General features: G+C 70.8%; 28 protein-coding genes and 1 pseudogene. 13 read left to right on the top strand and 16 right to left on the bottom strand.

Annotation, left to right across the window (positions count from 1 at the left end; translation table 11 throughout):
- Window positions 1-145 precede the first annotated feature (145 nt).
- Both ACTWP9_RS07725 and ACTWP9_RS07720 read left to right on the top strand, forming a co-directional pair.
- Window positions 146-1,501 carry a transcriptional regulator gene (locus tag ACTWP9_RS07725; RefSeq protein WP_443245229.1) on the top strand — a complete coding sequence of 452 codons (1,356 nt, stop codon included), beginning with the start codon at window positions 146-148 and terminating at the stop codon, window positions 1,499-1,501.
- A gap of 85 nt (window positions 1,502-1,586) precedes the next feature.
- The gene (locus tag ACTWP9_RS07720) at window positions 1,587-2,117 is read left to right on the top strand and encodes an NUDIX hydrolase (protein ID WP_443245228.1); all 531 of its coding nucleotides are present in this window, start codon (window positions 1,587-1,589) and stop codon (window positions 2,115-2,117) included.
- Window positions 2,118-2,202: 85 nt separating this feature from the next.
- On the opposite strand, the gene ACTWP9_RS07715 is transcribed toward ACTWP9_RS07720, so the two are convergent.
- On the bottom strand, window positions 2,203-2,436 hold the full coding sequence (locus ACTWP9_RS07715) for a hypothetical protein (protein ID WP_443245227.1): 234 nt from the start codon (window positions 2,434-2,436) through the stop codon (window positions 2,203-2,205).
- Window positions 2,437-2,596: 160 nt separating this feature from the next.
- Here ACTWP9_RS07715 and ACTWP9_RS07710 point away from each other — a divergent pair, with 160 nt between their 5' ends.
- Window positions 2,597-3,535, top strand: coding sequence for an EamA family transporter (locus ACTWP9_RS07710; protein ID WP_443245226.1), 939 nt, complete (start codon window positions 2,597-2,599; stop codon window positions 3,533-3,535).
- A gap of 79 nt (window positions 3,536-3,614) precedes the next feature.
- Entirely contained in the window at window positions 3,615-4,805 is a 1,191-nt protein-coding gene (locus ACTWP9_RS07705) for a methyltransferase (protein ID WP_443245225.1), read from the top strand.
- A gap of 34 nt (window positions 4,806-4,839) precedes the next feature.
- Here the strand turns inward: ACTWP9_RS07705 and ACTWP9_RS07700 are convergent, their stop codons facing one another.
- Window positions 4,840-5,802, bottom strand: a complete 963-nt coding sequence (locus ACTWP9_RS07700; RefSeq protein WP_443245224.1) for an AraC family transcriptional regulator — start codon at window positions 5,800-5,802, stop codon at window positions 4,840-4,842.
- 280 nt (window positions 5,803-6,082) lie between these two features.
- On the opposite strand from ACTWP9_RS07700, the gene ACTWP9_RS07695 reads away from it, so the two are divergent.
- Window positions 6,083-6,922, top strand: coding sequence for an ANTAR domain-containing protein (locus ACTWP9_RS07695; RefSeq protein ID WP_443245223.1), 840 nt, complete (start codon window positions 6,083-6,085; stop codon window positions 6,920-6,922).
- A 250-nt stretch (window positions 6,923-7,172) separates the two neighbouring features.
- On the opposite strand, the gene ACTWP9_RS07690 is transcribed toward ACTWP9_RS07695, so the two are convergent.
- From ACTWP9_RS07690 to ACTWP9_RS07640, 11 genes are all read right to left on the bottom strand, one after another.
- Window positions 7,173-7,433 carry a gas vesicle protein K gene (locus ACTWP9_RS07690; protein ID WP_443245267.1) on the bottom strand — a complete coding sequence of 87 codons (261 nt, stop codon included), beginning with the start codon at window positions 7,431-7,433 and terminating at the stop codon, window positions 7,173-7,175.
- A gap of 104 nt (window positions 7,434-7,537) precedes the next feature.
- Window positions 7,538-7,777, bottom strand: a complete 240-nt coding sequence (locus ACTWP9_RS07685) for a gas vesicle protein (RefSeq protein WP_443245222.1) — start codon at window positions 7,775-7,777, stop codon at window positions 7,538-7,540.
- Window positions 7,764-8,684 (bottom strand): GvpL/GvpF family gas vesicle protein, encoded by a 921-nt coding sequence (locus ACTWP9_RS07680; RefSeq protein WP_443245221.1) that lies wholly within the window; start codon window positions 8,682-8,684, stop codon window positions 7,764-7,766. Before ACTWP9_RS07680 ends, ACTWP9_RS07685 begins: the two co-directional genes overlap by 14 nt.
- Entirely contained in the window at window positions 8,681-9,091 is a 411-nt protein-coding gene (locus ACTWP9_RS07675; protein ID WP_443245220.1) for a gas vesicle protein, read from the bottom strand. The genes ACTWP9_RS07680 and ACTWP9_RS07675 overlap by 4 nt, the downstream gene beginning before the upstream one ends.
- 12 nt (window positions 9,092-9,103) lie before the next feature.
- Window positions 9,104-10,144 carry an SRPBCC family protein gene (locus ACTWP9_RS07670; RefSeq protein ID WP_443245219.1) on the bottom strand — a complete coding sequence of 347 codons (1,041 nt, stop codon included), beginning with the start codon at window positions 10,142-10,144 and terminating at the stop codon, window positions 9,104-9,106.
- Window positions 10,137-10,799, bottom strand: a complete 663-nt coding sequence (locus ACTWP9_RS07665; RefSeq protein WP_443245218.1) for a hypothetical protein — start codon at window positions 10,797-10,799, stop codon at window positions 10,137-10,139. Before ACTWP9_RS07665 ends, ACTWP9_RS07670 begins: the two co-directional genes overlap by 8 nt.
- Window positions 10,796-11,152, bottom strand: a complete 357-nt coding sequence (locus tag ACTWP9_RS07660) for a gas vesicle protein GvpG (protein ID WP_443245217.1) — start codon at window positions 11,150-11,152, stop codon at window positions 10,796-10,798. The genes ACTWP9_RS07665 and ACTWP9_RS07660 overlap by 4 nt, the downstream gene beginning before the upstream one ends.
- 1 nt (window position 11,153) lies before the next feature.
- Window positions 11,154-11,933, bottom strand: coding sequence for a GvpL/GvpF family gas vesicle protein (locus tag ACTWP9_RS07655; RefSeq protein ID WP_443245216.1), 780 nt, complete (start codon window positions 11,931-11,933; stop codon window positions 11,154-11,156).
- Between the two features lie 3 nt (window positions 11,934-11,936).
- Window positions 11,937-12,464, bottom strand: a complete 528-nt coding sequence (gene gvpJ, locus ACTWP9_RS07650) for a gas vesicle protein GvpJ (RefSeq protein ID WP_443245215.1) — start codon at window positions 12,462-12,464, stop codon at window positions 11,937-11,939.
- Between the two features lie 51 nt (window positions 12,465-12,515).
- The gene (locus ACTWP9_RS07645; RefSeq protein ID WP_443245214.1) at window positions 12,516-12,845 is read right to left on the bottom strand and encodes a gas vesicle protein GvpO; all 330 of its coding nucleotides are present in this window, start codon (window positions 12,843-12,845) and stop codon (window positions 12,516-12,518) included.
- 78 nt (window positions 12,846-12,923) lie between these two features.
- The gene (locus ACTWP9_RS07640; RefSeq protein WP_443245213.1) at window positions 12,924-14,588 is read right to left on the bottom strand and encodes a serine/threonine-protein kinase; all 1,665 of its coding nucleotides are present in this window, start codon (window positions 14,586-14,588) and stop codon (window positions 12,924-12,926) included.
- A 246-nt stretch (window positions 14,589-14,834) separates the two neighbouring features.
- On the opposite strand from ACTWP9_RS07640, the gene ACTWP9_RS07635 reads away from it, so the two are divergent.
- From ACTWP9_RS07635 to ACTWP9_RS07625, 3 genes are read left to right on the top strand one after another with little or no spacing between them, the layout of a single operon-like run.
- A complete protein-coding gene (locus ACTWP9_RS07635) occupies window positions 14,835-15,920 on the top strand; it encodes a type III polyketide synthase (protein ID WP_443245212.1) in 1,086 nt (361 codons plus the stop codon).
- Window positions 15,917-16,501: a cupin domain-containing protein gene (locus ACTWP9_RS07630; RefSeq protein WP_443245211.1), complete on the top strand. Its 585-nt coding sequence runs from the start codon at window positions 15,917-15,919 to the stop codon at window positions 16,499-16,501. The genes ACTWP9_RS07635 and ACTWP9_RS07630 overlap by 4 nt, the downstream gene beginning before the upstream one ends.
- Window position 16,502: 1 nt before the next feature.
- On the top strand, window positions 16,503-17,699 hold the full coding sequence (locus ACTWP9_RS07625; RefSeq protein ID WP_443245210.1) for a cytochrome P450: 1,197 nt from the start codon (window positions 16,503-16,505) through the stop codon (window positions 17,697-17,699).
- Between the two features lie 166 nt (window positions 17,700-17,865).
- Here the strand turns inward: ACTWP9_RS07625 and sodN are convergent, their stop codons facing one another.
- On the bottom strand, window positions 17,866-18,261 hold the full coding sequence (gene sodN, locus ACTWP9_RS07620; protein WP_209241145.1) for a superoxide dismutase, Ni: 396 nt from the start codon (window positions 18,259-18,261) through the stop codon (window positions 17,866-17,868).
- 162 nt (window positions 18,262-18,423) lie between these two features.
- On the opposite strand from sodN, the pseudogene ACTWP9_RS07615 reads away from it, so the two are divergent.
- Window positions 18,424-18,705, top strand: a pseudogene (locus tag ACTWP9_RS07615) (S24 family peptidase); the annotation flags it as partial.
- A gap of 92 nt (window positions 18,706-18,797) precedes the next feature.
- Here the strand turns inward: ACTWP9_RS07615 and ACTWP9_RS07610 are convergent.
- A complete protein-coding gene (locus ACTWP9_RS07610) occupies window positions 18,798-19,478 on the bottom strand; it encodes a CGNR zinc finger domain-containing protein (RefSeq protein ID WP_443245209.1) in 681 nt (226 codons plus the stop codon).
- Window positions 19,479-19,555: 77 nt separating this feature from the next.
- Here ACTWP9_RS07610 and ACTWP9_RS07605 point away from each other — a divergent pair, with 77 nt between their 5' ends.
- The gene (locus tag ACTWP9_RS07605; protein WP_443245208.1) at window positions 19,556-20,338 is read left to right on the top strand and encodes a class I SAM-dependent methyltransferase; all 783 of its coding nucleotides are present in this window, start codon (window positions 19,556-19,558) and stop codon (window positions 20,336-20,338) included.
- Window positions 20,339-20,508: 170 nt separating this feature from the next.
- Here the strand turns inward: ACTWP9_RS07605 and ACTWP9_RS07600 are convergent, their stop codons facing one another.
- Complete coding sequence (locus tag ACTWP9_RS07600; RefSeq protein ID WP_443245207.1) at window positions 20,509-21,705, bottom strand: NAD(P)-dependent malic enzyme; 1,197 nt, start codon at window positions 21,703-21,705, stop codon at window positions 20,509-20,511.
- 531 nt (window positions 21,706-22,236) lie between these two features.
- Here ACTWP9_RS07600 and ACTWP9_RS07595 point away from each other — a divergent pair.
- From ACTWP9_RS07595 to ACTWP9_RS07585, 3 genes are all read left to right on the top strand, one after another.
- Window positions 22,237-23,193, top strand: coding sequence for an ABC transporter substrate-binding protein (locus ACTWP9_RS07595; protein ID WP_443245206.1), 957 nt, complete (start codon window positions 22,237-22,239; stop codon window positions 23,191-23,193).
- Between the two features lie 79 nt (window positions 23,194-23,272).
- On the top strand, window positions 23,273-24,232 hold the full coding sequence (locus tag ACTWP9_RS07590; protein WP_443245266.1) for an amino acid ABC transporter permease: 960 nt from the start codon (window positions 23,273-23,275) through the stop codon (window positions 24,230-24,232).
- Window positions 24,229-24,990 (top strand): amino acid ABC transporter ATP-binding protein, encoded by a 762-nt coding sequence (locus tag ACTWP9_RS07585; protein ID WP_443245205.1) that lies wholly within the window; start codon window positions 24,229-24,231, stop codon window positions 24,988-24,990. Before ACTWP9_RS07590 ends, ACTWP9_RS07585 begins: the two co-directional genes overlap by 4 nt.
- Window positions 24,991-25,009: the final 19 nt, after the last annotated feature.

Genomic DNA, 25,009 nt, shown 5'->3' with positions numbered 1-25,009 from the left:
TGCACGCGGACGGTTTCAGGTAAGCGCATCGCTCGCGGCTTCGGGAGCATGTGCCGGGCGCACGACTGCGTGGTGCTTTCACACCCCGTGTGAACGCAGGTCCGTTACTCTGCGAAACAACACGTTGGACCCGACGGAGGGCGGCATGGAGCCCAACAGTCAACTGGACGCGCTCCTTGACCAGTCAGGAATGTCGCGGGCTGGTCTTGCGGCGAGAGTCAATCGATTAGGCAACCAAGCAGGGGTAACCCTGCGTTACGACCACACGGCCGTGGCGCGCTGGCTCAAGGGGCAGCGTCCGCGCGGCAGGGTCCCCGAGTTGATCTGCGAGATCCTCGGCCGCCAGCTTGGCAGGACCCTTACCCTCAGTGACATCGGGATGGATGTCACGGCGGCAGCACGGCTCCCCGGCCCCCCGCCCGGCCCCGAAGAGGCGGGACTCGACCGGTTCGTGGAGCGCGCCGCCTCGCTGTGGCGCTCCGATCAGGTGCACAGCGACTGGCCCGGCCCCTCCCTGCTGACCGGCGCCGCGGCAGTCGCCCCCGTATGGGAGTGGGAGAACCCTCCCGAGGACCGGGACGTCTCGCACGCGGGCGGACCCGAGGTCACCGGCGCCGATGTAAGCGTGCTGCACGCCGCGCGGGGCCACTACGAGCACCTCTACCGCAACGCCGGCGGGGTCGCCACCCGGGCCCGCGTCGTCGGCTTCCTCAACGGCGAGGTCGCCCCGCTGCTGCGCGGCAGCTACAACGACACCACCGGCCGCGAACTGTGCCGCGCCGCAGGCACGCTGGCGGCCATCAGCGGTATCTGCGCCTACGACGCCGACGCGCAAGGGCTGGCCCAGCGCTACTTCCATCAGGCACTCCGGCTGGGCAAGGCGTCCGGTGATCTGTTCTTCGGCGGCTATGTGGTCGCCCTTCTCGTCAACCAGGCGCTGTTTCTCGGCGACACCCGCCATGCGCTCGCCTGCGCCCAGGCCGTGCTGCGCACCACCGGGCCGCACATCAGCCCCGCGCTCGCCACGGATGTGTACGCGATGCAGGCCAGCGCGTACGCACGGCTGGGCGACCGGCACAATGCGCACGACTGCATGCGCCGGGCCGAGGAGTACTCCGAGCGCATCCGTCCCGAGGAAGAGCCCGAGGAGACCAGCTACGTCCAACCCGGCCTGGTCGAGGTGCGGTTGGCCGAGGCGCTGATCCTCCTGGGAGAGCTGTCCGCGGCTGCCCGGTACGCGCAGGAGGCGGCGCGTGCGCCCGCGCACGTCCGTGGCCGCGTCAACCGGCTCGCCACCCTCACCGACGTGGCGCTGCACGCCGGGGAACCGGAGCGCGCGGCGGCCAGCGCGGCGGAGATGGTGGACACCGCGCAGGGCATCGAGTCACAGCGGCTGCGCGGGCGCATGCGCAGGGTCAGGAAGCAGCTGGAGCAGCACCCCGGGACTTCGGCGGTCGAGGCGGCGAAGCTCATCGAGGACTCGCTGAGCGTGCCGTTCTGAGCCGGGGCGCGTGGAGCGCCTCTGTCAGTGGGAGCGCACGACATGCTGGGATGTGCCCAACCTCCGTCGGGAAGGGGGCACATACGTGCGATGGAAGAACCTGGGTGAACACACTGTGTACGAGAACCAGTGGCTTCGGGTGAATCTGGCGGACGTGGAACTGCCGGACGGGCGGCATCTGGATCACTATCTGATCCGGCTGCGGCCCGTCGCCATGGCGACCGCGGTCAACGAGCGCAACGAAGTGCTGCTGCTGTGGCGGCACCGCTTCATCACGGACAGCTGGGGGTGGGAACTGGCGGCGGGCGTCGTCGAGGAGGGCGAGGACCTCGTCGAGGCCGCGGCACGGGAGATGGTGGAGGAGACGGGCTGGCGTCCCGGACCGCTCCGCCACCTGATGACGGTCGAGCCGTCCAACGGGCTGACCGACGCACGGCACCACATCTACTGGTCACCGAGTGCCGAGTACGTCGGCCCGCCCGAGGACGACTTCGAGTCCGAGAAGCGGGAGTGGGTCCCGCTCAAGGAAGTGCCCGACCTCATCGCCGCGGGCGAGGTGCCCGCGGCGAACATGGCCGCGGCGCTGCTGATGCTGTATCGCGTCCGCTTCGGATAGGCCGGACGATGGTGTTGCGGTTGTCGCTTCTTCGTCCCCCAGCCTCAAGCCGGGAGGTGCCCCCAGGCTCTGCCGGCGTCCGAGGTCAGCTCCTGAGGAAGCTGTCACCGTTCTGGGCCACGTGCTCCTGGACGGCGGCCAGGGCGCGCTGGACCTCCTGGGCCGAGCCGGTGCCGTTCTGCTCCGCGTAGTAGGCGGCGCCGAGGCGGCGCAGCAGGTCGTTGCCCGCGCGCTGGGCCTGGACCTCCTCCATCTTGCCCTTGCCCTGCGCGATGCCCCGCTGAGCCTGCTCCTTGGCGCGGTCGAGAAAGCCTGCCATGGTCCTGCCTCCGTCGTGTGCGGCTGTACCGGCCGGGTCGGCTCCGGTACTGGGCTCAACGTATGCCGTGATCAGCTGGTTCCCCACCGTTCACGGCGATACCGAAAAGGCAGGCCGGAGCATTTCACGCGATCGCCCGAGGGCGCTTAGCGTGTCGTGCATGACCGCCGCCGACCGCTCTGCCGCACCCGCCGCCGACCTCGCCGCTCCCTCCTCAGGAGGCGCCACCGGTACGGCGCCGGGAACGTCCGGGGTGGGCGGTCCGCGGGCCGGGCCGGGGGCCGTCGGACTGGTGCTCGGCAGCGCCTTCTCGCTCCAGTTCGGGTCCGCCGTCGCGGCGCTGCTCTTCCCGCGTGCCGGGGCGCTGGGTGTGGTGGCGCTGCGGCTGATTTTCTCCGCGGTGCTGCTGCTGGCCCTTTTCCGGCCGAGGCTGCGGGGGTACACACGTGCGGACTGGCTGGCGGTTGTCGGGCTCGGGGTCGCCCTCGGCACCATGAACAGCCTCTTCTACCAGGCCATCGACCGGATCCCGCTCGGCGCGGCCGTCACCCTCGAACTCCTCGGCCCGCTCACGCTGTCCGTCATCGCCTCGCGGCGGGTCATCAGCCTGGTCTGGGCGGCGCTGGCGGGAGCCGGCGTCTATCTGCTGGCAGTCGGCGACTTCGGGCGGCTCAATGTCGCCGGGGTGGCCTTCGCGCTGGCGGCGGGGGCGATGTGGGTGGCGTACATCCTCTTCAACGCCCGCGCCGGTGCGCGCTTTCCCAAGGTCGACGGGCTGGCGCTGGCCATGGGCATCGGGGCGCTGGTGAGTGCGCCGCTCGGGGTGGTCAGCGCCGGTACGGCGCTGCTGGACCCCGTCACGCTGGGGCTCGGCGCCGCGGTGGCCGTGCTCTCCTCGGGGCTGCCCTACACCCTGGAGATGCTCGCGCTGCGCAGGATGCCGGCCGCGACCTTCGCCGTGCTGATGAGCCTGATGCCGGTCGCCGCGACGACGGCGGGCTTCGTGGTGCTGCACCAGAACCTGGGCCCGGCGCAGCTGCTGGCCATCGCCCTCGTGGTGGCGGCCAGCATGGGTGCCGTACGCACCTCGCGCGGCTAGGGGTTGAACGCACCGGCTGTACGCAGCTCGCGCGGGAAGCGCGGTCAGCGGTGTCGGTGCGCGCGGTTACCGTTGTCCGGTGAGCGCACAGCCTGAGGACGAGGCCGGGACCGTCAGCTGGGAAGAGGGTGGCCGGGAGCGTACTGCCGCCTGGCGGTCCGAGAGCGGGGCGCGACCGCCGCGGCGGATCGCCGTCGCCGACGACCGGATGGCGGCCGACATCGCCTACAAGCTCGTCTGCGAGGGCACCGCGCTGCTGTGGCGCGGCGACTACCACGGTGCCCGGCAACTGTTGGCGGCGCTCGGCCGCCGGGTGGACCGCAAGCCGCCCAAGCAGGGCGCGACACCCCGCGAGAGCTTCCACCTCTACCGGCAGGCACGCTCCCGCCGCGCCCGGGTGCTCGGCATGCTGCTGGTGCAGCTGGAGACGGCGCCCGACGGTTCGTATGCCGTGCCGCTGCGCCGTGCGCCCGACGTGGGCCCGGCCTGCGTGGCGGCGTACGGCCCCGCGGGCGGCGCTGTCGGCGAGCTGGCGCTGGTCTCGCTGCGCGAGTTGCAGGGCGTGCTCGGCGCGTACGAGTGGTGGCGCAAGGGCGTGGCCGTCGAGGCGCTGGGCGGCGAGACCATCCACCCGTATCACGGGGTCTTCTCACCGGTGCGCGGCGAATACGTCGACCTGGTGGCGCAGGCCCCGCTGCCCCGCCAGGAGGCCGGGGAGCTCGTGGCGTTCGACGTCGGCACCGGTACGGGCGTCCTCGCCGCCGTGCTGGCCCGGCGCGGGGTGGGCAGGGTGATCGCCACCGATGTGGGGGAGCGGGCGCTGGCCTGTGCGCGGGAGAACGTGACGCGGCTCGGCGTGGCGGGGACGGTCGAGGTCATACGGTGCGACCTGTTCCCGCCCGAGTCCGCAGGGCAGGCCGACCTCGCCGTCTGCAACCCGCCGTGGCTGCCCGCCAAACCGACCTCCGTACTGGAGCAGGCTGTCTACGACCCCGACAGCCGGATGCTGCGGGGCTTCCTCGGCTCACTGGCCGGACGGCTGGCGCCCGGCGGCGAGGGCTGGCTGATCCTCTCCGACCTCGCCGAGCACCTGGGGCTGCGGCCCCGCGAACAGTTGCTGGAGTGGATCGAGGGCGCCGGTCTTCAGGTCGCCGGTCATCTCGATGCCCGTCCCCGGCACGGCAGGGCCGGCGACCCGGAAGCCCCCTTGCACGCGGCGAGAGCGGCCGAGACGACGCGGCTGTGGCGGCTGCGCCACGCGGCGGGCTGAGCCGGCCGGTCCCGGACGGCCGCCGCGGATCCGGTCAGGTGCGGAGCGTGTGGCTGGGAGACACCCCGTACCGCTCGCGGTACTGCCCCGCGAAACGCCCCGCCTTGGCGAAGCCCCAGCGCGCGGCCACCGCGGCGACCGTCACCTCCGAAGGGTCGGCGGCCTGCAGATCACGGTGCGCCCCCTCCAGCCGGACCCGGCGCAGATATGCGGTCGGCGTGGTCTCGCAGTACCGCGCAAAGGCGTGCTGGAGGGCGCGCGGACTGGTACGGGCCGCCTGCGCAATGTCGCGCAGGGAGAGGGGGCGTGCCGCGTTGGCATCGATGTACGCCATGGCCCGGCGCAGCGCCGCGGGCGCCAGCCAGCCGGGGGACGGCAGCCGGGACCGCTCCGCGGAGTCGTGGGGGAAGGTCGCCAGCGCGGCGGTGGCCAGCAGCCGCGCCGCCTCGTCCAGGATCAGCGGGCTTGCCGCGGCCTGCGGGTTGCCCAGCACATCGTGGCTGACGTGCCGGACGACGGCCTGCCAGTAGCGCGCCCGCTCCGGAGAGAGGGGGCGTGCGAAGGAGAGCCGCGCCGTCGCCGTCTCCGTTCCCGCCAGGTCCGCCGCGACCTGCTCCACCTCGCGCAGCCCGATACGCACGACACCCAGCCGCAGGTTCTCCCACCTCACCAGCGTCGGCGCGTACGGATCGCACAGGTGCAGGTCGCCGGGGCCGGAGCGGAGCTCGTTGCGTCCGGCGGTGACCTCCAGCGTGCCGCCGAGCACCTGTACCACGTAGACGCAGTGGTGCGGTTCGGCCTCCGCCCGCACCCGCATCGAGTGCGCGAAGCGCTCCACACCGATCGATCCCGCCTGGGTGAGCGCGGCGTCGAACCTGAACCGCTCGCGGTCGCCGAAGAGTTGCGGGGTGTGGTCGGCGTAGGTCCGCCGCAGGAAGTCCTCCGCCTCCTGCGGATCGGAGGTCCTCATCCGGATACGGCGCACAGGGTCGTCCATGGCCCCGTACCTCCTCGCTCGGGCCGCGGGCCGCCGACGCTTTCCTTCTCAACCGGCGATGCTAGGCCCGCGCGACGGCCGGGCGCAGCCCACATCGCGAAGGCGACAGCCGGAAAACGACACGGGGGCAGAGCGCCGCTTGCGCCGTGGACGAGACGCGCGCTGTTCTGACCCCTGCCCTGTCGTGTGCCCTTCTCGTCCCGAACCGTACGGGACGGCCCCGACTTGACGGATTCGGCGGAAGCGACGGAGCAGAACAGACCGGAGTCCCGGAGTGAAGATGTCTGTGCCCAGCTCCCGTGCGGCGGCCGTACCCGGGCCGTTCGCCGACGCGGACGTACGCGAACGGGAGCTGGTCGAGGCGCTGTTGGACCTGGCAGGCGGAGCCGCGGCCGACGACTCCGCGCCGGGTACCGGCACAGCGGACGGCAGCCATCCGAAGCTGACCGCGCTGGCGGTGCACGCCTGCCGCCGCCTCGCCCGCGAGGGCCTGCGCTGCGAGGCAGCCGCACACCTGGGTGCCCCCATGGGCGCTGACCCGGCGCCGTACGGTGAGAGCGGCCCACGTGCCGCGCGGCTACGGCTGGTGGAGCACGAGCAGTGTGAGGGCCCCGCAACGGACACCCTCCGCACAGGGCTGGCTCTCCCCGGCCTGCCCCTGGACGACGCCGCCCTGCGCCGCTGGCCCCGGTACGTCCCGGCGGCGCTGGAGGCGGGCGTACGTGCCGTGCACACCGTTCCGTTGCCGGGCGGCCCGCGGCCGAAGGACGTACCGGGCGCGGGCGTGCTCGTCGTCCATCTGCTCGACGACGGTCCGCTCGGCCCCGCCGCCACCGGAGCGCTGACCGCGCTGGCCCGGGCGTGCGCACTGGGCCTGGCGCATCAGACCGCACTGCGCCGCGGGGACGAACTGCAAGAAGCCCTCGGCAGCAGGGTGGTGATCGAGCAGGCCAAGGGCGTGCTCGCGGAGCGCCGGCGCGGCTCCGTCGACGATGCCTTCCGTGCGCTGCGGGCCTACGCCCGCTCCCGGCAGCGCCCGCTGCACCATGTGGCCCGCGATGTGGTCGAGGCGCGGCTGGCGGACCCGCCTTTCGAGCGGCGCACGGACCCGCCGCCGTGAGTCCGGGGGCGGAACCGGTGGACGGAGCCGGGCGCACGACACGGCCCGGGGCGTTGAGGGGGTTGCAGGGCCGCCCCGGGCCGTTCGGGCCCGCCGCCGATAGGCGCGGCGGCGGGCCCCACACCGGCGGGGGCTCGCCGTCCAAGCCCCCGAGGTGTGCCCCGGCGGACGAGCCACCGGGGTCTCCCATCATCCTCTTTCCGGACCGCGTTCGGCTCGACTTCGGTCAAAAGAGCGCGAGTTGACAACCTCAGCGCTCAAGCAGCGTCCCCAGCGGGCCGAGGTCGAGGTTCAGCTCGTCCCGCGTGAGCCCGTGCTGTGCGCACAGCTCGTCCATGCGTTCGTCCAGCAGCATCAGCGTCGTACCGATCCGCTCGATCTGGTCGTCGGTCACATCACCCTGGTCGCAGCGGTGCAGGGCCTGGCGTTCCATGAGCTGGCGCAGCAGCTCCACGACCGTGAGAACGAGGCAGACCAGGTCCCGCCCTACCCGGTCGGGGTCCAGCTCCAGCCGCCCGTTCGCACCGCGGACAGTACCGCGGACCGGTTCGCGCCCCGGTCCCGGTCGGGCCGGTCCCGCCTCTGACGGTCCTGCTTCCGCCGGTCCCGCCTCCGTCACAGCGGACCCCCGTCGCCCCACGGTGCGGCCACGCGTTCGTTGACCGAGGACAGCAGCGCGTTCAAGGAGAGCCGCACCAACGGCACCTCCGCGATCGCCAGCACCAGATCACCGCTGACCACGACACCGGTCGCCAGCACCCGGTCCAGCAGGTCCACCAGCGGTACCCCGATCGGTGCCCCGCTCTCCGGCCCCTCCCACGGCACGACCTCGCCGATATGTTCACCCACGGGCATCCGGCCCACCCCCGTCCACGAACGAGTACGGCACCCACGGCCCGGTGACCTCCACCTCGACGCCCCGGCACGTGGGGGCGCGCCGCACGTCTTCCACCGCTTCGGCGACCTCACGCTCGCGCCCCTCGGCCACCAGATACGCGGCGTTCAGCAGCTGCGCGCCGCGTTCGCCGGTGAGTGCCGTGTCGTGTGTGCGGAGTCGGCGGCTCGCCACCGCGATGCCACGCAGCGCCCGGTCCACCGCGTCCGCCGCGTCGAGCCCGGCCTGCTGGCGCCGCTCGCGCTCCTGGCGTGCGCCGCGTACCCGCTCCAGATACGCGCGCCCGGAGCGCCCGCCGCGGCTTGCGGCTTCCGCGGCGTCCGCGCCCGCAGCGCCGGGCTCCGCAGGTGGCCCCGTTGGTGTCCGCGCCGGGGTCACCGTCGCGGACCTCTCCGGCCGGGCGGTGGTCTCCCGCCGTGCGTACACCTTGACGCCCCACTCGACCCGGCCCGCGATGCGCTCCAGCACCGTATGAAAGCGGCGCTCGTCCTCGCGCAGCGCCACCCGGGCTCGTTCGTCGCCCAGATACAGGGTCGCCAGCGGCAGCGGCACCGTCGGAGCGCTGCCGGCCACGGCGGCGATCACCGCGTGGTGGGCGCGGGCGCAGCGCTCCAGCTCCGTGCGGTCGGTCAGCCGTTCCCGCAGCGACTCCTCGCCGAACTCCGCCGCGGGGACGTCCTGGACCACCGCATCCAGCGAGCCGAACCGCAGCAGACGTACCGGGGACCCCGGGGCCTGGCCCGGCAGCCCGGCTACGGCGGCCGGATCGCCGCCGCGGCAGACTGCGAAGACATACGTGGCGGTGGCCGCCGCGGCATCCGACTCCGGCGGCGTCCGCGGTCCGGGTTCATCCACCGTCTGTGTCATCTGCCGCCCGCCTCCTTCACGTGGTGCCAGCTGCGGCGTCGGCGCTCGTTGTCCCAGCCCGCGTCCCGCCGCTCGTCCCGGCCTTCGCCGGCGCCCGCCTCCAGCTCGGCGACCCGCTCCCGCAGCCGCTGGTTCTCCTCGTCGACGGCGTCCCGGTGGGCGCGGGTGGAGAGCGCTGGATCGGTCTCCCACCAGTTGATGCCGGCCTTCTTCGCCGTCTCGACGGAGGAGACGAACAGCCGCAGCCGGATGGTGAGCAACTCGATGTCGAGCAGGTCGATCTTGATGTCTCCCGCGATCACGATGCCCTTGTCCAGCACCCGTTCGAGGATGTCGGCGAGGTTGGCCGGGCCGGACGGGGTGGAGGGTGCGTGGCTGATGGGCCGTTCGGCGGTGCTCTCGGTCATGGCCGGCCTGCCTCACCGTTGGTCATCCTCGGCCTCCTCCTCGTCGGCGTAGTCCTCGTCTTCGTCCTGGTCTTCGTCCTCGTCCTCGTTCCCTTCTTCGTCCCCGCCCTGGTCTTCGTCCTCGTTCTCGTCGTCCTCTTCCTCCGCCTCGCCGTAGTCCTCGTCCTCCTCGCCCTCGGCGCGCTCTTCCTCGTCGGGCTCCCGGCCCTCCCGCTCCTCCTCTTCCTCCTGCCGGACCACGTCCTCGTGGCTGCGGACGACCTCCCCGTCCCGGATCTCGCCGCGCCAGCCGTCCACCTCCTCGGCCTTGAGCGTGACGTAGCGCTGGAAGTGCTTGAGGTCGAGGCGGAGCCGCCTGCCCTGGGCGCGCCAGATGTTGCCGGTCTTCTCGAAGAAGCCCGAGGGGTAGTACTCGACGACCGCGGTGATGCGGGTGAGGTTCTCATCGAGACGGTGGAAGCTGACGGCGCCCTTCGTGGTGCCCTTCGAGCCCTCGGAGGTCCAGACGATCCGCTTGTCCGGGATCTGCTCCAGCACGGTGGCGTCGTAGCTCCGCGTCGAGGGCCACACGCGGACCTTCCAGATGGACTTGGTCTCGTCGTCCTCGTCCCGCTGCGCGCTGCTGACGCCGTTCATGAAGCTGCCGAAGTCCCAGTACTGCGTGAACTGGTCGTAGACCGGGCGCAGCGGTCGGCCGATGTCGATGTGCTCGATGATGTTGATGGCCTTGAGGTCTCCGGGCTTGCTGCCGCCACCACCGAAGGCTTCCTTGGTCTTCTCGACGACCTTGTCCTTGGCGCCCTTGATCTTCTCCTTGGCGACGGCCTTGCCCGGGCTCTCGCCCTGGAGCGTGCGGGCTGCCACCCCGGCGACACCGCCGCCGTCGCCCTTCCCGTCGCCGGGCAGCAGCTTGCTCGGGTCGGCGACATTCGTCAGCTTGTCGGTGGCCTTGCCGACGGCCTGCCGGCCGACCGCGCCCAGATACTCCAGCAGCTCCTCGCGCACCCGGTGCAGGGGCGAGTCGCCGTCGTCCGTCTTCTTCTGCTCAGCCATGGCGCCTACCTCCTGCGGCCCCGGACCGTTCTGCGGGCTTCCGGCGCGTGCCGTCGGCGGACGGCCTCCCGCCGGTCCCGCCGGACGACGGTTTCTTCTTGGGCCGGTCGGACTGCGAGGTGCTTCTGGGGCGGTCCGACGGTGGCTTCCTGCTGCGCCGGTCCGCGGACGAATCCGCCCCGGACGGCGCTTTCCGCTCGCCCTCGCCCCGTTCACCCTCGTCCTGCTCGCCCTCCTCGCGCCGGCCGGCTTCCGGGCCCTCGCGGTCCTCGCGGTCCTCTCCGCCCTCGCGGTTCTTGCCTTCCTCGCCGTCACCGTCGTCCGGCGACCCGCCCTCCCCGCCTTCGCCGAGCCGGGTCGTACGGTCGCGGAGCGAGTCGGCCAGGGACTCCAGGCGGCGGTTGGCCGCCGAGCTGACCGCGGTGCGTGCGGCCGCCATCAGCTGGTGCTTGACCTGGTCGGTCAGCTCTTCGAACTGCGGCGTCGCGGCGATCTTCCGGACACCTGCTCTGAGCAGCTCCTGCGGATCGAGGCCGAGCTTCCGGCCCGCCACCACCGAACCGAGGGTCAGGGCCAGCTTGGCCTTCCTGGTGCGGCCGAGGAGGTAGCCGCCCGCGACAGCGGCGAGGACGGCCGTCTTGCAACTGTCAGTCATGACTGGTCCCTTGAGCTCGATCTGTCCCGGTCTGTTCTGTCGTCGGGGGAGTCCGCCCCGGATTCTTCGTCCTCGATCACGGTCCGGACCCGGGTGCGGGTCGTCACCACGTTGGGAGCGACGACGGGCCCGCGCTGTTCCAGCTGGTCGAGCAGGCGCTCCTCCTCCTGCTCGAACTCCTCCTCGGTGAGCTCTCCCGCCTCGTAGGCACGGTTGAGCTCACCGAGGCGCGCCCGCAGCGTGGCCGGGTCGCACACCTCCTGCTCCGCGGCCTCCAGCAGCCGGTCGGCCACCCATTCGACACCCCGCACCGGCGCCAGCGGCAGCAGCAGCACTCCGCTGAAGAGCCCCATGTCAGCTCCCCACCACGGCGTGCTCGGCGCCCGGACGGCCGGCCGACACCGGTTCGGCACCCTCCTGGGGGACGAAGCTGTAGCAGGGCAGCGGACCCGTCAGCCGCAGCTCGACGCGCTCCGCGTGCACGGCGGCACAGCGCTCCACCTCCGCACGGAAGCGTTCGCCCGCCGCCTTCGGCACCAGGAACGACCCGTTCAGCACGCAGCCGGGCACGTCCGGGCCGCGTACGAACCCGTCCGCGAGTGCGGTCAGTCCGGGCAGCGCCTCCTCGACCGCCTCCCTCGCGCGACGTGCCAGCCCCTCTGCGACCGCCTGGCCGAGCCGCACGTTCCCCTCGTACGAGGGCCTGCTCCGCACGTCCGCCAGCAGCCTTCGTACGCCCGCGTCGGCCCGGACCAGGGCCTCGATCTCGGACTGCGCCGGGGTGGCCTTGAGGTTCATCTCGGTGCGGTCGCACAGGCGTTCTAGGGCTGCCAGATGTGCTGCCGCGGCGGCCTCGACGGCCCGCTCCACCGTCGCCGCGTCCTCGGCCACCATGCCGAACCGCATCGGCAGCACCGGCGCATCGTCCCCGAGCCGCGTCAGCAACTCCTGATGTGCCATCAGGTCGCGGCGGCGTGCGCGGAGGTCGTCCGGTACCTCGCTGACCACCGCCGCCAGCTCGCCCACCGGCAGCAGCCGCACCGCTGCCGCGGGACGGCCCACGCCGCGGACGTCCGGCGGGAGACTCCGCCCCGCGTGGACGATGCCGTAGACGTACACCCGGGAGCTGTCCATACCTCATGCCTCCTGAGCGCGACGGGTCCCGCGCGTCGTCCGGCCGCTGCCCGAGCTGCGGGAGGCGGCGGAGCTGTCGGCGGTACGGCGCTTGCGGGGCTTCTCGGCGTGCTCTGCCTCCTCCTCACCCCGGTCCTCGGCCTCGTGCTCCTCGTCCTCGTCGTCCTCGCCCGCCACCCCGATGGCTTCCTTGACCTTGCCGCCGACCTTGCCGCCGGCTGACTTGACGGCCCTCTTCGCGCCCGTCGTGGTCACGCCGCTCGCCATGTTGGAGAAGAGCTCGGGCACCGTCCTGCTGGCCGCGTCCTGGTTGAGGTCGAGCCGGTTGCAGACCTCGGCGAAGCGCAGATATGTGTCGACGCTGGCAACCACGATCCGGGCGTCGATCTTGAGGATCTCGATACCGACGAGGGAGACCCGTACGAAGATGTCGATCACCATGCCGCGATCGAGGATCAGCTCGAGGACGTCGTAGAGGGTTCCGGCTCGCGGGACGCACACCGCAGCCTCGTTGTAGGTGGTCGTCGTCATGGGTGGCTCTTCCTCTCGGAGGGTGACGGGCACCTCGGGCGGGACGGACCGTCAGTCGTCGCTCGCGCCACGCCGGTAACGTCGGATCCTTCGGTACTGGGTGAGCTCTCCCTTGCCGTCGAGCTCCACCTCGTAGGTGGCCAGGAGGCTCGTGGTGTCCGGGATGCGCGGCACCTCCAGCACGTCGACGTGCACGCGCCAGCCCTCCTCCGCGCGGCGTACTGCCGACACCCCTTCGGCCCGGTGGCCGATGAGCCGGCTCAGGCCGCGGCAGGCCCGCCGCGCCGCTTCCTCCGGACCCTTCGTACGGGAGGCGGACCGTTTCGAGGCAGCCGTGGACTTCGTCGCCGTCCGCGTGTGCCGTTCACGTTGCTCAGGCATGAACACAGTCTGTTTTCATGCGAGCACTTTTCGCACACGGAGTTGATCCGTACGGGCGCTACCCCAGAGCTGGGGCGGTCACTTCGGCACTGCGCACAAGGTGCGGGCGGAGGCCGTGACCGGCACGGTGCCGGCGGTGCAGCGCCGGGTGCCGTTGACATACAGCGGGGGGTACAGGCTGCGTACCTCGTACGCGGCGGCCGCGGACCAGCACGGCACCTTCACCCACTCGCTCTGCACCCTGGCCTGCCGGCCCTCGCCCTCCTGCGAGGTGTCGTAGTAGAGGCAGTCGCCGACCTTGGCCGACGCGGCGGAGTCGTGCAGCTCGTGGCTGACCCAGCCGGAGAAGCCCTCGTGCTGCCCGTACAGCAGCAGTGCCAGACCCACGGCGGCCAGCACGAGGAGGAAGCAGCCCGCCCCGGAGTTGTCGGAGGAGGTGCTGCTCGCCGCTCCGGACGTGCTCGATCCCGAGCCGGCCGGGGACGCAGCGGACGACGACCCCGCGGACGACGACCCCGTGGACGAGTGCGCCCTGGAGGAGGCCGGTGCCGAGGTCCCGGCGCTGCTCAGCAGCAGATCCCTCCCTCGCTTACGGGCAGCGAGTCGTACGGTCTCACCGGGCTTGGCCTTCAGCGGCCACACTCCGCGGTTGAGGCCGGAGCTCGTCACCTCGACAGTGCGGGCCTTGGCCTTGACCTGGAAGGTGGCGGTCGTCCCGCTTGCGGCCCAGCCCACGGTCACCTCGTCCGCCCGAACCCGGAGCGGGACCCCGGACTCGTTGACGATCTTCAGTTGCACCTTCTGGGCGGAGGACGTGACCGGCTTCTTCGCCGGAGGGATCTTCTTGGTCGTGGTCCTCGTCGGCAACTCGGCCGTGCTTCCGCTGCCCTCTCCCGTCGTACCCTCCGCCGGTTTCTTCGGCAGGTCCTTGCCCTTGAGCATGGCCGTCGCCTCGGCGACCGAGGGCCGGTCCGCGGGAGCCTTCGCCAGCAGCGCGGTGACCAGTGGTTCGAGGGGGCCGGCCCGCCGCATCGTGGGGGCTTCCTCGTACGCCACCGCGTGCAGGGAAGCCGGACTGGAGTCCCGCCGGAACGGCGAGACGCCCTCCAGCGCCTCGAACAGCGTCACCCCGAGCGAGAACAAATCGCTGGCGGCCCCGTACTTCTCGCCCCTGGCCCGCTCCGGCGCCAGATACGGGGCCGAGCCGACGACCACCCCGGTCGCGGTCAGGCCCGTGCCGGCCTCGGAGGAGGCGATACCGAAGTCGGTGAGCAGGATCTGCCGTTCCTCGGTCACCATCACGTTGGCCGGTTTGACGTCGCGGTGCACGATGTTCTGCCGGTGCGCGGCGTCGAGCGCGCCGAGCAGGGACTTGGCGAGCTTCTTGGCGGCGGAGACGGACACCGGCCCCTTGGTCAGGCGCTCCTGGAGCGTGCCGCCGGAGACGAGCTGCATCACGATCCAGGGGCAGCCGTCCTCGACGAGGACGTCATGGACGGTGACGATGTTCGGGTGGTCGCGCAGTCTGGCGGCGTTGAGTGCTTCCAGCTCGGCCCGCTTCAGGCGCTCGGCCCGCTCCTCGGGTGCCATCACGTGCGGCAGCCACAGCTCCTTGAGCGCCACCCGGGTCTCCAGCCGCCCGTCGTGGGCCTCCCAGACCCGGCCCATACCGCCGGAACCGAGCGTGCGGAGCAGTCGATAGCGAGCTCCTATCACATCGCCCTGCTGGGCCCCCTGTGTCACTGTTCCCCCGAATGAGCGCGTGAGCTTGCGGGCCCGGACACCTCTTGTGCCGGGCAACTGACGGAAGTTGAGCATCGCCGCGCGCACGCCACCAGGCAAGAGGGCCCTGAAGCCCCGGACTTCGAAGGCTCGACGTTCATTCCGCTTATGGGAGATTGACCAACAGAGGGAAAATTGCCGGTGTTTTGGGTCAATTGCCCCCACAGGTGGAGTATCCGCTGATACCAGAACGTCGTTGACTCCTGTATGGCGACATTGTGCAGACCTGCTGTGCAGGTCCCGCCACATGTGATCACGATGGCGGACACTCTCGCACTGGCGCGTTCCCGGCACCCGGACCATCCTCAGCTCCCGCTCGTGCTGCGGCTGATCGAGAACACCGGCGTCCTGACGAGACATCTCGTACAGCCGCTGGAACTGACGCTGCAGCACCCGGGCTTCGAGGCGCGGAACACGGTGTACGAGACCGAGGCGAAGGCCCGGGTACCGCAAGTGATCTCCCGGGCGCTGGAGGCCGCCGAGCTGGACGCCGAGGACATCGACCTCATCGTCTATGTGTCCTGCACGGGCTTCATGATGCCTTCGCTCACCGCCTGGCTGATCAACACCCAGGGGTTCCGTTCCACGACCCGCCAACTGCCCATCGCACAGCTGGGATGTGCGGGCGGCGGGGCGGCGATCAACCGGGCGCACGACTTCTGCACGGCACACCCCGACGCGAACGTCCTCATCGTCGCCTGCGAGTTCTGCTCGCTGTGCTACCAGCCGGCCGACGTCGGTGTCGGTTCGCTGCTGTCCAACGGCCTGTTCGGGGACGGTGTGGCCGCTGCCGTGGTCCGCGGTTCGGGCGGGACGGGCATCCGGCTGGAGCGCAACGGCTCGTATCTGATCCCCGACACCGAGGCGTGGATCTCCTACGACGTGCGGTCCACGGGCTTCCACTTCGTGCTGGACAAGCGGGTGCCGTCCACCATGGGCCCGCTGGCGCCGGCCCTCGGCGACCTGGCGGCGCTGCACGGCTGGGACGTGAGACGGCTGGACTTCTACATCGTGCATGCCGGTGGCCCCCGCATCCTGGTCGATCTGGGGGAGTACCTCCAGGTGCCGCAACACGCCTTCCGGTTCAGCCGGGCCACGCTGACGGAGTACGGCAACACGGCCAGCGTCGTGGTCCTGGACGCGCTGCGCAGATTGTTCGAGGAGGGCGGGCCCGGCGACGGTGCGGTGGGGCTGCTGGCCGGTTTCGGGCCCGGAATCACCGCGGAGATGACGCTGGGCCGGTGGCGGAGCGCCGTCGGCAGCCGCCCGGAAGGAGTGCTCAGTCCCTCATGACCGATACCGGACACCAACAGCCCGCCAGGCAGGCTCCCCGCCCGGGCCCGGGCCGGGGCCTGGTCGTACCCCCGGGCCAGGGCCGCACCGTACGGACCGCAGCGCAGCAGGTGACCTACAAGGTGACGGGGGAGCACTCACGCGCCGCGTCCAGCTTCGAGGTGGTGGTACCGCCGGGCTTCGACGTCGGTGCGCACGTCCACGCCCACACCGAGGAGCTGTTCTACGTGCTGGAGGGCGAACTCGACATCTTCGCCTTCGAGCCCCGCGTCCGTACCCGCGACAGCTGGCGGGGCTGGCAGTCGGCGGCGGGCGACCGCGTCGTCCGCGCCACCGCCGGCACCGTCGTACTGGTACCGCCGGGCTGTCCGCACGCGTTCGCCAACCCGACCGGCACCCCAGCCCGGATGTTCTTCCAGTCGGCACCCCCGCCGGACCACGAGCGGTACTTCGACGAGCTGTTGGACCTCATGGCCGCCGGCGGCCCCCCGGACGAGACAGCCGTCGCCGAGCTGCGCACCCGCTACGACATCGAACAGCTCACCCCGCTGCGGCACGGCCCCCCGACCGAGGAGCGGTGACATGTCCGAGTGTCCGCTGTACGAGGTCCCCGACGACCCGCCGGAGCTGAGCTTCGATCCGTTCCTGCGGACCGCCCTGCTGAAGCCGCCAACCCGGATCCGGCTGCCGTACGGCGAGGGGGACTGCTGGCTGGTGACGCGGTACGACGACGTCCGGTTCGTCACCTCCGATCCCCGGTTCAGCCGGGACATCGTGGGCCGACCCACGCCCAGGATGACCAGACATCTGATCCCGCTGGACCGCGCGGTGAGCTTCGTCGACCCACCCGATCACGCGCGGGTGCGCGCCGTGGTGGCCCCGGCCTTCAGCCGGGCCGGGGTCGAACGAGTACGGCCCTGGGCGCAGTCCGTGGTGGACGGCCTGGTGGACGACATGCTGGCGGCCGGGCCGCCGGCCGACCTGGTGCGGTACGTCACCTCGCCCTTTCCGCTCGAAGTGGTGGGAGAGGTGCTCGGCGCCCCGCCCGAGGACCGGCCGCAGCTGCGCGACTGGGCCGACGCGCTGCTCACCAGGGCCCCGGACGACGCGGCTGAGGAACGTGCCCAGCAGATCAAGAGCGCGGCCCGCGCCTACTTCCGCCGGCTTGCGGCACAGCGCCGCCGTCGGCCGGCCGACGATCTGATGACGCGGATGGTGGAGGCGGTCGACGCGGGCCGGCTGGACAAGGAGGAACTGCTCGCACTGGCCACGCTGATCGGGCTCAACGGCTGGCACGCGGTGCGCAACAACGTCTCCAACATGGCCTATCTGCTGCTGACCCGCGACGAGCTGCGCGAGCGGCTGCCGGCCGCACCGGAGCTGCTGCCGCAGGCGGTCGAGGAGTTGCTGCGCTGGATCCCGCACAAGAACGGCGTGGGCCAGCCGAGGATCGCCACCGAGGACGTGGCGGTCGGGGGCGCGCTGATCCGGCGCGGCGAGGTGGTGCAGGTGTCGTATGTGGCGGCGTGCCGGGACCCCGGGCGCTTCCCCGACCCGGACGCGATCGACGTCCACCGTCAGGGCCCGCCGCATCTGGCCTTCGGACACGGACCGCACCACTGTGTGGCGCCGCTGCTGGCCCGGATGGAGGCCGAGGTGCTGCTGTCCACGCTGCTCAACCGGCTGCCGGGGCTGCGGCTGGCCGTTCCCCGGGAGGAGGTCTCCTGGCAGCAGCACGTGCTCATCAGGGGACCGGTCGGACTGCCGGTCAGCTGGTGAACCGGCCGGTGCCGTCGCCCGGAGCGCCCGGGGCGTAGCCGAGCGCGGACCGGCGGAGACGACCGCGCCCGGTCCGTGGTGGCCGAGGCTGTCGGCGGTGTACGGACCGGGCGCGACCGGTGATCTCGCGGTGGAAAAGCCGCTGACCATGAGGCTTGAGGGTGATTCAGCCCTTCTTCGTCTCCCAGAAGATCTTGTCGATCTGGGCGATGTAGTCCAGCGCCTTCTGCCCGGTGGCCGGGTCGGTGGATCCCTTGGCCGTGCTGAGCGCCTTGAGGGTGTCGTTCACCAGCTGGTGCAGCTCCGGGTACTTCTCGAAGTGCGGCGGCTTGAAGTAGTCGCTCCACAGCACCGAGACGTGGTGCTTCGCGAGCTCCGCACGCTCTTCCTTGATAGTGGTGGCCCGGGCCCGGAAGTGCGGGTCGTCGTTGGCCTGGTACTTCTCCTGAATGGCCTTCACGGACTCGGCTTCGATCCGGGCCTGTGCCGGGTCGTAGACACCGCACGGCAGGTCACAATGGGCGCTGACCTGCACCTTGGGGGCGAACAGTCGGGAGAGCATAAAAGCCATCCTTCCTCGTGATCGTCTTCTCACGTGCGAGATTACTCCGTGTGGGAAGTCTTTTCGCGTGTGCCCCCACGGGCTTAGGACAAAAGTCCGGTGACGGGCTGGATCTGCTGGAGTAATCGGGCCGGAGGCGGCCTTGGACCGGAGGCGCAAAAGATGCCGGAGCGTATGCCACAGGGCGGTCCGACCCACGGTGCTCAGGACCGGGAACGGGACGGTCACGGTGGGCCGCTGAAGCGGATCGGTCTGGCCGAGGTCTACAACCCCTCGATGGAGCCGACGCTCTTCCCCGGGGACCAGCTGGTCGTCACCTACGGCGCCGCCGTACGCCCGGGCGACATCGTCGTGCTGCGTCATCCCTTCCAGCACGATCTGCTCATCGTCAAACGCGCCGTCGAACGGCGGCCCGGCGGCTGGTGGGTGCGCGGCGACAACCCGCGGGTGAAGAACGACAGCCGGGAGTTCGGTGCGGTGCCCGACGACCTCGTCGTGGCCCGGGCGTGGCTGCGGCTGCGCCCGCCGCGCGGTCTTCAGCGCTCGCCGGGCTCGGTGCTGCGCTGGTCGGCCTCCGCCGTGCGCCCGTTGGTCGGGCCGGTGCGACCGCGTCCGCCCGCGGACGGGTCCGGCGCCTCCTCGGGGCCGGCCGGGCTGCTCTCCAGGCGCTTGCGGGCGCGGTAGGCCGCCACGTTGGCGCGGGTCGCGCAGCGGTCCGAGCAGTAGCGGCGCGAGCGGTTGGTCGAGGTGTCCAGATAGGCGTTCCGGCAGGGCGAAGCCTGGCAGATGCCCAGCCGGTCCACGCCCAGGTCGGTGAGGTGGAAGGCGAGCCCCATGCAGGCCGTCGCCGCATAGGCGGCGGTGGCGTTGGCGGGCTGCTCGGCCAGATGCATGTGCCAGCGGGGCCGCCCCTCGTCGTCCAGGTCGCCGTGTCCGGAGATCTGCGGACTGGTCGGGAACTCCATCAGCAGTGCGTTGAGCAGATCGACGGCTCTTACCTCGTCGCCCTCGGAGGCCGCGGTGAAGACGGCGCGCAGCCGGGTGCGGACGGCGCGGAGCCGGTTGACATCGGCCTCGGTCGCCCGGCGCGCCATGGTCCCGTGTGCGCCGAAGAGTTCGCGGACGGCCTCGATGGAGGTGAGGGTGTCGTCCCCACGCTCGGGCTGCTCGCTGTTCACCAGTCGCACAGCCAGATCTGAGTAATAGTTCAGTTCCACTTGTGATCCTTACGGCGGGCGTTCTATCGTCGGTAATGGTTGAAGGCACTACGAGCGTATTACGGCGGAGGACGGGAATGGCGACCCACGCGCAGCACGAGGCCGACTGGCGAGGCTGGCAGGAGAGTTGGGACCGACAGCAGGAGACGTACCTGCCCGACCGCGAGGAGCGGTTCCGGGTCATGCTCGACATGACCGAGGCCCTGGTGGGCCCCGAACCCCGGGTGCTCGACCTCGCCTGCGGTACGGGCAGTATCACCGACCGCGTACTGAAGCGGATGCCGAACGCGAGGACCGTCGGCGTCGACCGTGACCCCGCGCTGCTGGCCCTCGCGCGCGGCACCTTCGCGGAGGACGAGAGGGCCCGGTTCGTGACGGCCGACCTGAGCGAGCCCGACTGGCCGACCGCACTGGAGGGCCCCTATGACGCCGTACTGACCGCAACGGCACTGCACTGGATGCGCACCGAGCCGCTGCGTGGGCTCTACGCACAGATCGCGGGGCTGGTACGGGAAGGCGGGGTCTTCATGAACGCCGACCACATGCCGGACGAGTCGACGCCGCGGATCAACGCCGCGGTGCACGTCTTCGACGAGGACCGGCGTAAGCGGCAGCGGGACGAGGGCGCGCTCGACTGGGCCGGATGGTGGCGGGCGCTCTCCGAGGACCTCGCGCTGGCGGCGGTCGCCGAGGAGCGGTTCGCATTGTTCGGAAACCCCGCCGAGGTGCGGCACGACCACAACAACGAGGAGTTCCAGAACGCGGAGTGGCACGCGGCCACCCTGCGGGAGGTCGGCTTCGCCGAAAGCCGCGTTGTGTGGGCTTCGCCCACGGATGCCCTGGTGCTCGGCCTGCACTGAGAGCGGCCCTGGCCGTCAGGGCCGCGCCCCGTCAGGGGCGCGGGGAACTGCTCCCCCAGCCTCCGGCCGGGAGGTGCCCCCACTAGCCACAGACAACCCGCAGTCCGCAAGCATCGGGCAGGAGCACCCCCTCACCGGGCGCCGGAGAGGGGGAGGCCCAACGTTCCGGTCTAGCGGCGTGCAACGCCCTCCGCGCGGGCGGCGGCGGCGACCGCCGAGGTGACGGCGGGGGCGACGCGCTCGTCGAAGGGCGAGGGGATCACGCGGTCGGCGCTGAGCTCGTCGGCCACCACAGCGGCAAGCGCTTCGGCGGCGGCCAGCTTCATGCCCTCCGTGATGTCCGTGGCACGGACCTGGAGCGCACCGGCGAAGACGCCGGGGAACGCCAGCACGTTGTTGATCTGGTTCGGGTAGTCGCTGCGCCCGGTGGCCACCACGGACGCGTACTTGCGGGCGACGTCGGGGTGGATCTCCGGGTTCGGGTTGGCCATGGCGAAGATGAACGCGCCCTCGGCCATCGTCGCGACGGCCTCCTCCGGCACCGTGCCGCCGCTGACACCGATGAACACATCGGCGCCCTCCAGGGCGGCCTCCAGGGAACCGGTGATGTTCGCCTTGTTGGTGAAGCCGGCCAGCTCCTTCTTGACCTCGGTGAGGTCGCCGCGGTCGCGGGAGACGACGCCCTTGCGGTCGCAGACCGCCACGTCCCCGATGCCCGCCTCCACGAGGATCTTCGCGATGGCGACACCGGCGGCACCCGCGCCGGAGATGACGGCGCGCAGCGAGCCCAGCGCGCGGTCGCTCAGCTTCGCCGCGTTGCGCAGCGCGGCCAGCGTGACGATGGCCGTTCCGTGCTGGTCGTCGTGGAAGACCGGGATGTCCAGCTTCTCCTTGAGGCGGGCCTCGATCTCGAAGCACCGCGGTGCCGAGATGTCTTCGAGGTTGACCCCGCCGAACGAGGGGGCGAGCCGGGCCACCGTCGCCACGATCTCGTCGGTGTCCTGGGTGTCCAGCGCGAGCGGCACCGCGTCGACGCCGCCGAACTGCTTGAAGAGGATGGCCTTGCCCTCCATGACCGGGAGCGAGGCCCCGGGGCCGATGTCGCCCAGCCCGAGCACCGCGCTGCCGTCGGTCACCACCGCGACGACCTGGGACTTCCAGGTGTAGTCGTCGACGAGTTCGGGCTGCTCGGCGATGGCGCTGCAGACTTTTGCAACGCCAGGCGTGTAGGCGAGGGACAGGTCGTCGGCGTCCCGCACCGGCACGGTCGCCTGGACGGCCATTTTGCCGCCCCGATGCAGGGCGAACGCCGGATCGATGACGTCCGGCTCCAGCCCGTCCTTCTGATTGACGATCTCCGCTGCCACTGTGTTGAACCCCTTTGTCGAATCTGTGTGAGGGTGACCGCTCCCTGCGGTGAGGAACGGGCGGGCACCGCGTCCGCTTCCCGGGCCGGCGGATGGCCGCGGCCCGGAGGGAGGTACGGACGCCGGGCGCGCCGCACACGCGCCCTGGTCCCCGGGTGAGGGGTGTAATCGACCTTTCTACCCGACACCGGCCGCCGGGGACGACCTACTTCCGGCCGCTCCGATATCCAAGCTGGCGGAATGCGGGACAAAGTGCCTCGACTCCGACTCGAAGTCCGCACAGTGAGACAGCTTGGCGGTGTGAGAGACGGCACTCCGGCTGTCCGCCCCCTTTACGACCTTTCGACGTGCCCTGTAATCGGAGTCGAATATCCGTTATCCGATTTTGACCTCGGAGGCGTCCTGCTGCCGCTTGTCCGGATGGCAAGATGCCCCCCATCGTTCATCTGTTCATCCGTCGGACACGGTCGCGACATCCGAAGGTGTGTGCCCGACCCCACGGCTTCCCCCTCACCTCAGGAGGACCCGCCCATGACCGAAAGCAGGCTCATGACCGCCGGCCGGGCCGCACGTGTGGCCAGGCGCCGCGCCGCGATCGTGCCGGTCGCCCTCGCGGTCGGTGGCTCCCTGCTGCTGGCCGGCTGCGGTGACCAGACAGCGGGCGCGAACGGCGGCTCGGGCGGCGGGAGCGGCAAGCTCAACGCCATGCTGCCGGAGAAGATCCGCAGCGCGGGCGTCATCAAGGTCGGCACCGATGCCGCGTACAAGCCCATGGAGTACAAGGAGGGGGCCGACATCGTCGGCCTCGACCCGGACCTCGCCCATGCGATGGGCAAGAAGCTCGGCGTCCGCTTCCAGTTCACCAACGGCACCTTCGACGGTCTGATCACCTCCATGCAGACCGGCCGCTTCAACATGATCATGTCCGCGATGACGGACACCAAGGACCGCCAGGAGGGCCTGGACGAGAAGGGCAAGAAGGCGGGCAAGGGTGTCGACTTCGTCGACTACCTCTCCGCCGGCTCCTCGATCCTGGTCAAGAAGGGCAACCCGGAGAAGATCGACTCGGTCGACCAGATGTGCGGCAGGAAGGTGGCCACCCAGCGTGGCACCACCTCGCACGAGATCCTCAAGGCGCAGACGAAGAAGTGCGTCAAGGAGGGCAAGAAGAAGATCGACATCGAGCCGTACAACACCGACGACGAGGCCCGGGTGCGGCTGAAGGCCGGCGGTGTCGTCGCCGACATCTCCGACTTCCCCGTCGCCGCCAACGCCGCCAAGTCCGGTGCCGACTTCGAGGTCGTCGGCGAGCAGATGCAGTCGGCCCCCTACGGCATGGCCGTCAGCAAGGACAACAAGAAGCTCCGCGAAGCGCTCCAGGCCGCCATGAACGCGATCATCAAGGACGGCTCGTACAAGAAGGCGCTGGAGAAGTGGGGCGTCCAGGACGGCGGCGTGAAGAAGGTAACGATCAACGCCGGTACCTGAGCCACCCGCGAAGGCCCCCACGAGAAGCACCCCGCACGACGCCGAGGACGCTGAGAGGCAAGCCCCCGTGACACCACCCATCACCGACAAGACCCCCGCCGGCGGGGAGCCCCCGTCGAAGGAAGCGCCGGAGGCCATCAAGGCCATACCCGTACGGCACTACGGACGGTATGTGTCCGCCGTCGTGGTCCTCGGGCTGCTGGCGCTGCTCGTACGCGCCTTCGCCACAGCCGAGGGGCTGCGCTGGCAGGCGGTGGGCGACTTCTTCTTCAACGACCAGATCCTCGAAGGCGTCAGGAACACGCTGGTCGTCAGCGTGCTGTCGATGCTCATCGGGCTGGTGCTGGGAATCGTCCTCGCGGTCATGCGGATGTCGAAGAACCCGGTGACCTCGTCCGTCGCCTGGGGCTACATCTGGTTCTTCCGCGGCACGCCTGTCTATGTGCAGCTGCTGCTGTGGTTCAACCTCGCCCTGATCTTCCCGGTCTTCAACATCATGCCCATCTACAAGGACGAGATGACCGACGTCATGACCCCGTTCATGGCGGCGCTCCTCGGCCTCGGCCTCAACGAGGCCGCGTACATGGCGGAGATCTGCCGGGCCGGCATCCAGTCGGTGGACGAGGGCCAGACCGAGGCGTCGCAGGCGCTCGGTATGACCCAGGGACAGAACATGCGGCGCATCGTGCTGCCCCAGGCGATGCGGGTGATCGTGCCGCCCACCGGCAACGAGTTCATCAACCTGCTGAAGACCTCCTCGCTGTGTTCCGTCGTGATGTACGAGGAACTGCTGCGCAAGGCGCAGAACATCGGCAACAACTCCAGTGCGGTGGTGGAGATGCTGCTGGTGGCCACCATCTGGTACCTCGTCGTCACCAGCGTCTTCAGCGTGGGCCAGTACTACCTGGAGCGGCGCTACGCACGCGGCTCCCTCCGCCAGCTGCCCGACACCCCGTGGCAGCGCATACGCAAGAACGTCTTTTCCATGAGCCGCGGCACCGGCTCGGGGGCACAGGGAGCCGGAGGGGTCGGCGCATGAGCACGATGGTCAAGGCCGAACGCGTCTGCAAGTCGTTCGGGCACGTCGAGGTCCTCAAGGGCATCGACCTGGAGGTGAAGACCGGCGAGGTCTTCTGCATCGTCGGACCCTCGGGTTCCGGCAAGTCCACCTTCCTGCGGTGCATCAACCACCTGGAGAAGATCAACGCCGGCCGGCTGTACGTCGACGGCACGCTCGTCGGCTACCGCGAGAAGGGCGGCAAGCTCTACGAGCTGCGGGACCGCGAGGTCGCGGCCCAGCGGCGCGACATCGGCATGGTCTTCCAGCGCTTCAACCTCTTCCCGCACATGACGGCGGTGGAGAACGTGATGGAGGCGCCCGTCCAGGTCAAGCGGACCCCGCGGGTCGAGGCGCGCAAGCGGGCCATCGAGCTGCTGGACCGGGTGGGGCTGGCCGACAAGGTGGGCAGCTACCCCGCGCAGCTCTCCGGCGGCCAGCAGCAGCGCGTCGCCATCGCACGGGCGCTGGCCATGGACCCCAAGCTGATGCTCTTCGACGAGCCCACCTCCGCGCTCGACCCCGAGCTGGTGGGCGAGGTGCTCGACGTGATGAAGGCACTGGCCCGGGACGGCATGACGATGGTCGTCGTCACCCATGAGATGGGCTTCGCGCGGGAGGTCGGCGACTCGCTGGTGTTCATGGACGGCGGCGTCGTCGTCGAGTCCGGCGACCCCAAGGAAGTGCTGGGCAACCCGCAGCACGAGCGCACCAAGTCGTTCCTGTCGAAGGTGCTGTAGCCGACGGCCGGGCCGCGGC

The organism is Streptomyces sp. 3N207, from assembly GCF_052246355.1.
Classification (GTDB): domain Bacteria; phylum Actinomycetota; class Actinomycetes; order Streptomycetales; family Streptomycetaceae; genus Streptomyces.
Note: the sequence above shows the minus strand (reverse complement) of the source record. Positions and strands in the feature narration are given on the sequence as shown.

Excerpts from the sequence above, each read along its gene's own strand:
- ACTWP9_RS07700 (WP_443245224.1), bottom strand. The coding sequence starts at position 5,802 with ATGGACGACCCTGTGCGCCGTATCCGGATGAGGACCTCCGATCCGCAG.
- ACTWP9_RS07665 (WP_443245218.1), bottom strand. The coding sequence starts at position 10,799 with ATGACTGACAGTTGCAAGACGGCCGTCCTCGCCGCTGTCGCGGGCGGC.
- ACTWP9_RS07675 (WP_443245220.1), bottom strand. The coding sequence starts at position 9,091 with ATGACCGAGAGCACCGCCGAACGGCCCATCAGCCACGCACCCTCCACC.
- ACTWP9_RS07605 (WP_443245208.1), top strand. The coding sequence starts at position 19,556 with ATGGCGACCCACGCGCAGCACGAGGCCGACTGGCGAGGCTGGCAGGAG.
- ACTWP9_RS07725 (WP_443245229.1), top strand. The coding sequence starts at position 146 with ATGGAGCCCAACAGTCAACTGGACGCGCTCCTTGACCAGTCAGGAATG.
- ACTWP9_RS07670 (WP_443245219.1), bottom strand. The coding sequence starts at position 10,144 with ATGGCTGAGCAGAAGAAGACGGACGACGGCGACTCGCCCCTGCACCGG.
- gvpJ (WP_443245215.1), bottom strand. The coding sequence starts at position 12,464 with ATGACGACGACCACCTACAACGAGGCTGCGGTGTGCGTCCCGCGAGCC.
- ACTWP9_RS07660 (WP_443245217.1), bottom strand. The coding sequence starts at position 11,152 with ATGGGGCTCTTCAGCGGAGTGCTGCTGCTGCCGCTGGCGCCGGTGCGG.
- ACTWP9_RS07585 (WP_443245205.1), top strand. The coding sequence starts at position 24,229 with ATGAGCACGATGGTCAAGGCCGAACGCGTCTGCAAGTCGTTCGGGCAC.
- ACTWP9_RS07645 (WP_443245214.1), bottom strand. The coding sequence starts at position 12,845 with ATGCCTGAGCAACGTGAACGGCACACGCGGACGGCGACGAAGTCCACG.
- ACTWP9_RS07655 (WP_443245216.1), bottom strand. The coding sequence starts at position 11,933 with ATGGACAGCTCCCGGGTGTACGTCTACGGCATCGTCCACGCGGGGCGG.
- ACTWP9_RS07715 (WP_443245227.1), bottom strand. The coding sequence starts at position 2,436 with ATGGCAGGCTTTCTCGACCGCGCCAAGGAGCAGGCTCAGCGGGGCATC.
- ACTWP9_RS07680 (WP_443245221.1), bottom strand. The coding sequence starts at position 8,684 with ATGACACAGACGGTGGATGAACCCGGACCGCGGACGCCGCCGGAGTCG.
- sodN (WP_209241145.1), bottom strand. The coding sequence starts at position 18,261 with ATGCTCTCCCGACTGTTCGCCCCCAAGGTGCAGGTCAGCGCCCATTGT.
- ACTWP9_RS07625 (WP_443245210.1), top strand. The coding sequence starts at position 16,503 with ATGTCCGAGTGTCCGCTGTACGAGGTCCCCGACGACCCGCCGGAGCTG.
- ACTWP9_RS07685 (WP_443245222.1), bottom strand. The coding sequence starts at position 7,777 with ATGCCCGTGGGTGAACATATCGGCGAGGTCGTGCCGTGGGAGGGGCCG.
- ACTWP9_RS07595 (WP_443245206.1), top strand. The coding sequence starts at position 22,237 with ATGACCGAAAGCAGGCTCATGACCGCCGGCCGGGCCGCACGTGTGGCC.
- ACTWP9_RS07630 (WP_443245211.1), top strand. The coding sequence starts at position 15,917 with ATGACCGATACCGGACACCAACAGCCCGCCAGGCAGGCTCCCCGCCCG.
- ACTWP9_RS07695 (WP_443245223.1), top strand. The coding sequence starts at position 6,083 with ATGTCTGTGCCCAGCTCCCGTGCGGCGGCCGTACCCGGGCCGTTCGCC.
- ACTWP9_RS07710 (WP_443245226.1), top strand. The coding sequence starts at position 2,597 with ATGACCGCCGCCGACCGCTCTGCCGCACCCGCCGCCGACCTCGCCGCT.
- ACTWP9_RS07635 (WP_443245212.1), top strand. The coding sequence starts at position 14,835 with ATGGCGACATTGTGCAGACCTGCTGTGCAGGTCCCGCCACATGTGATC.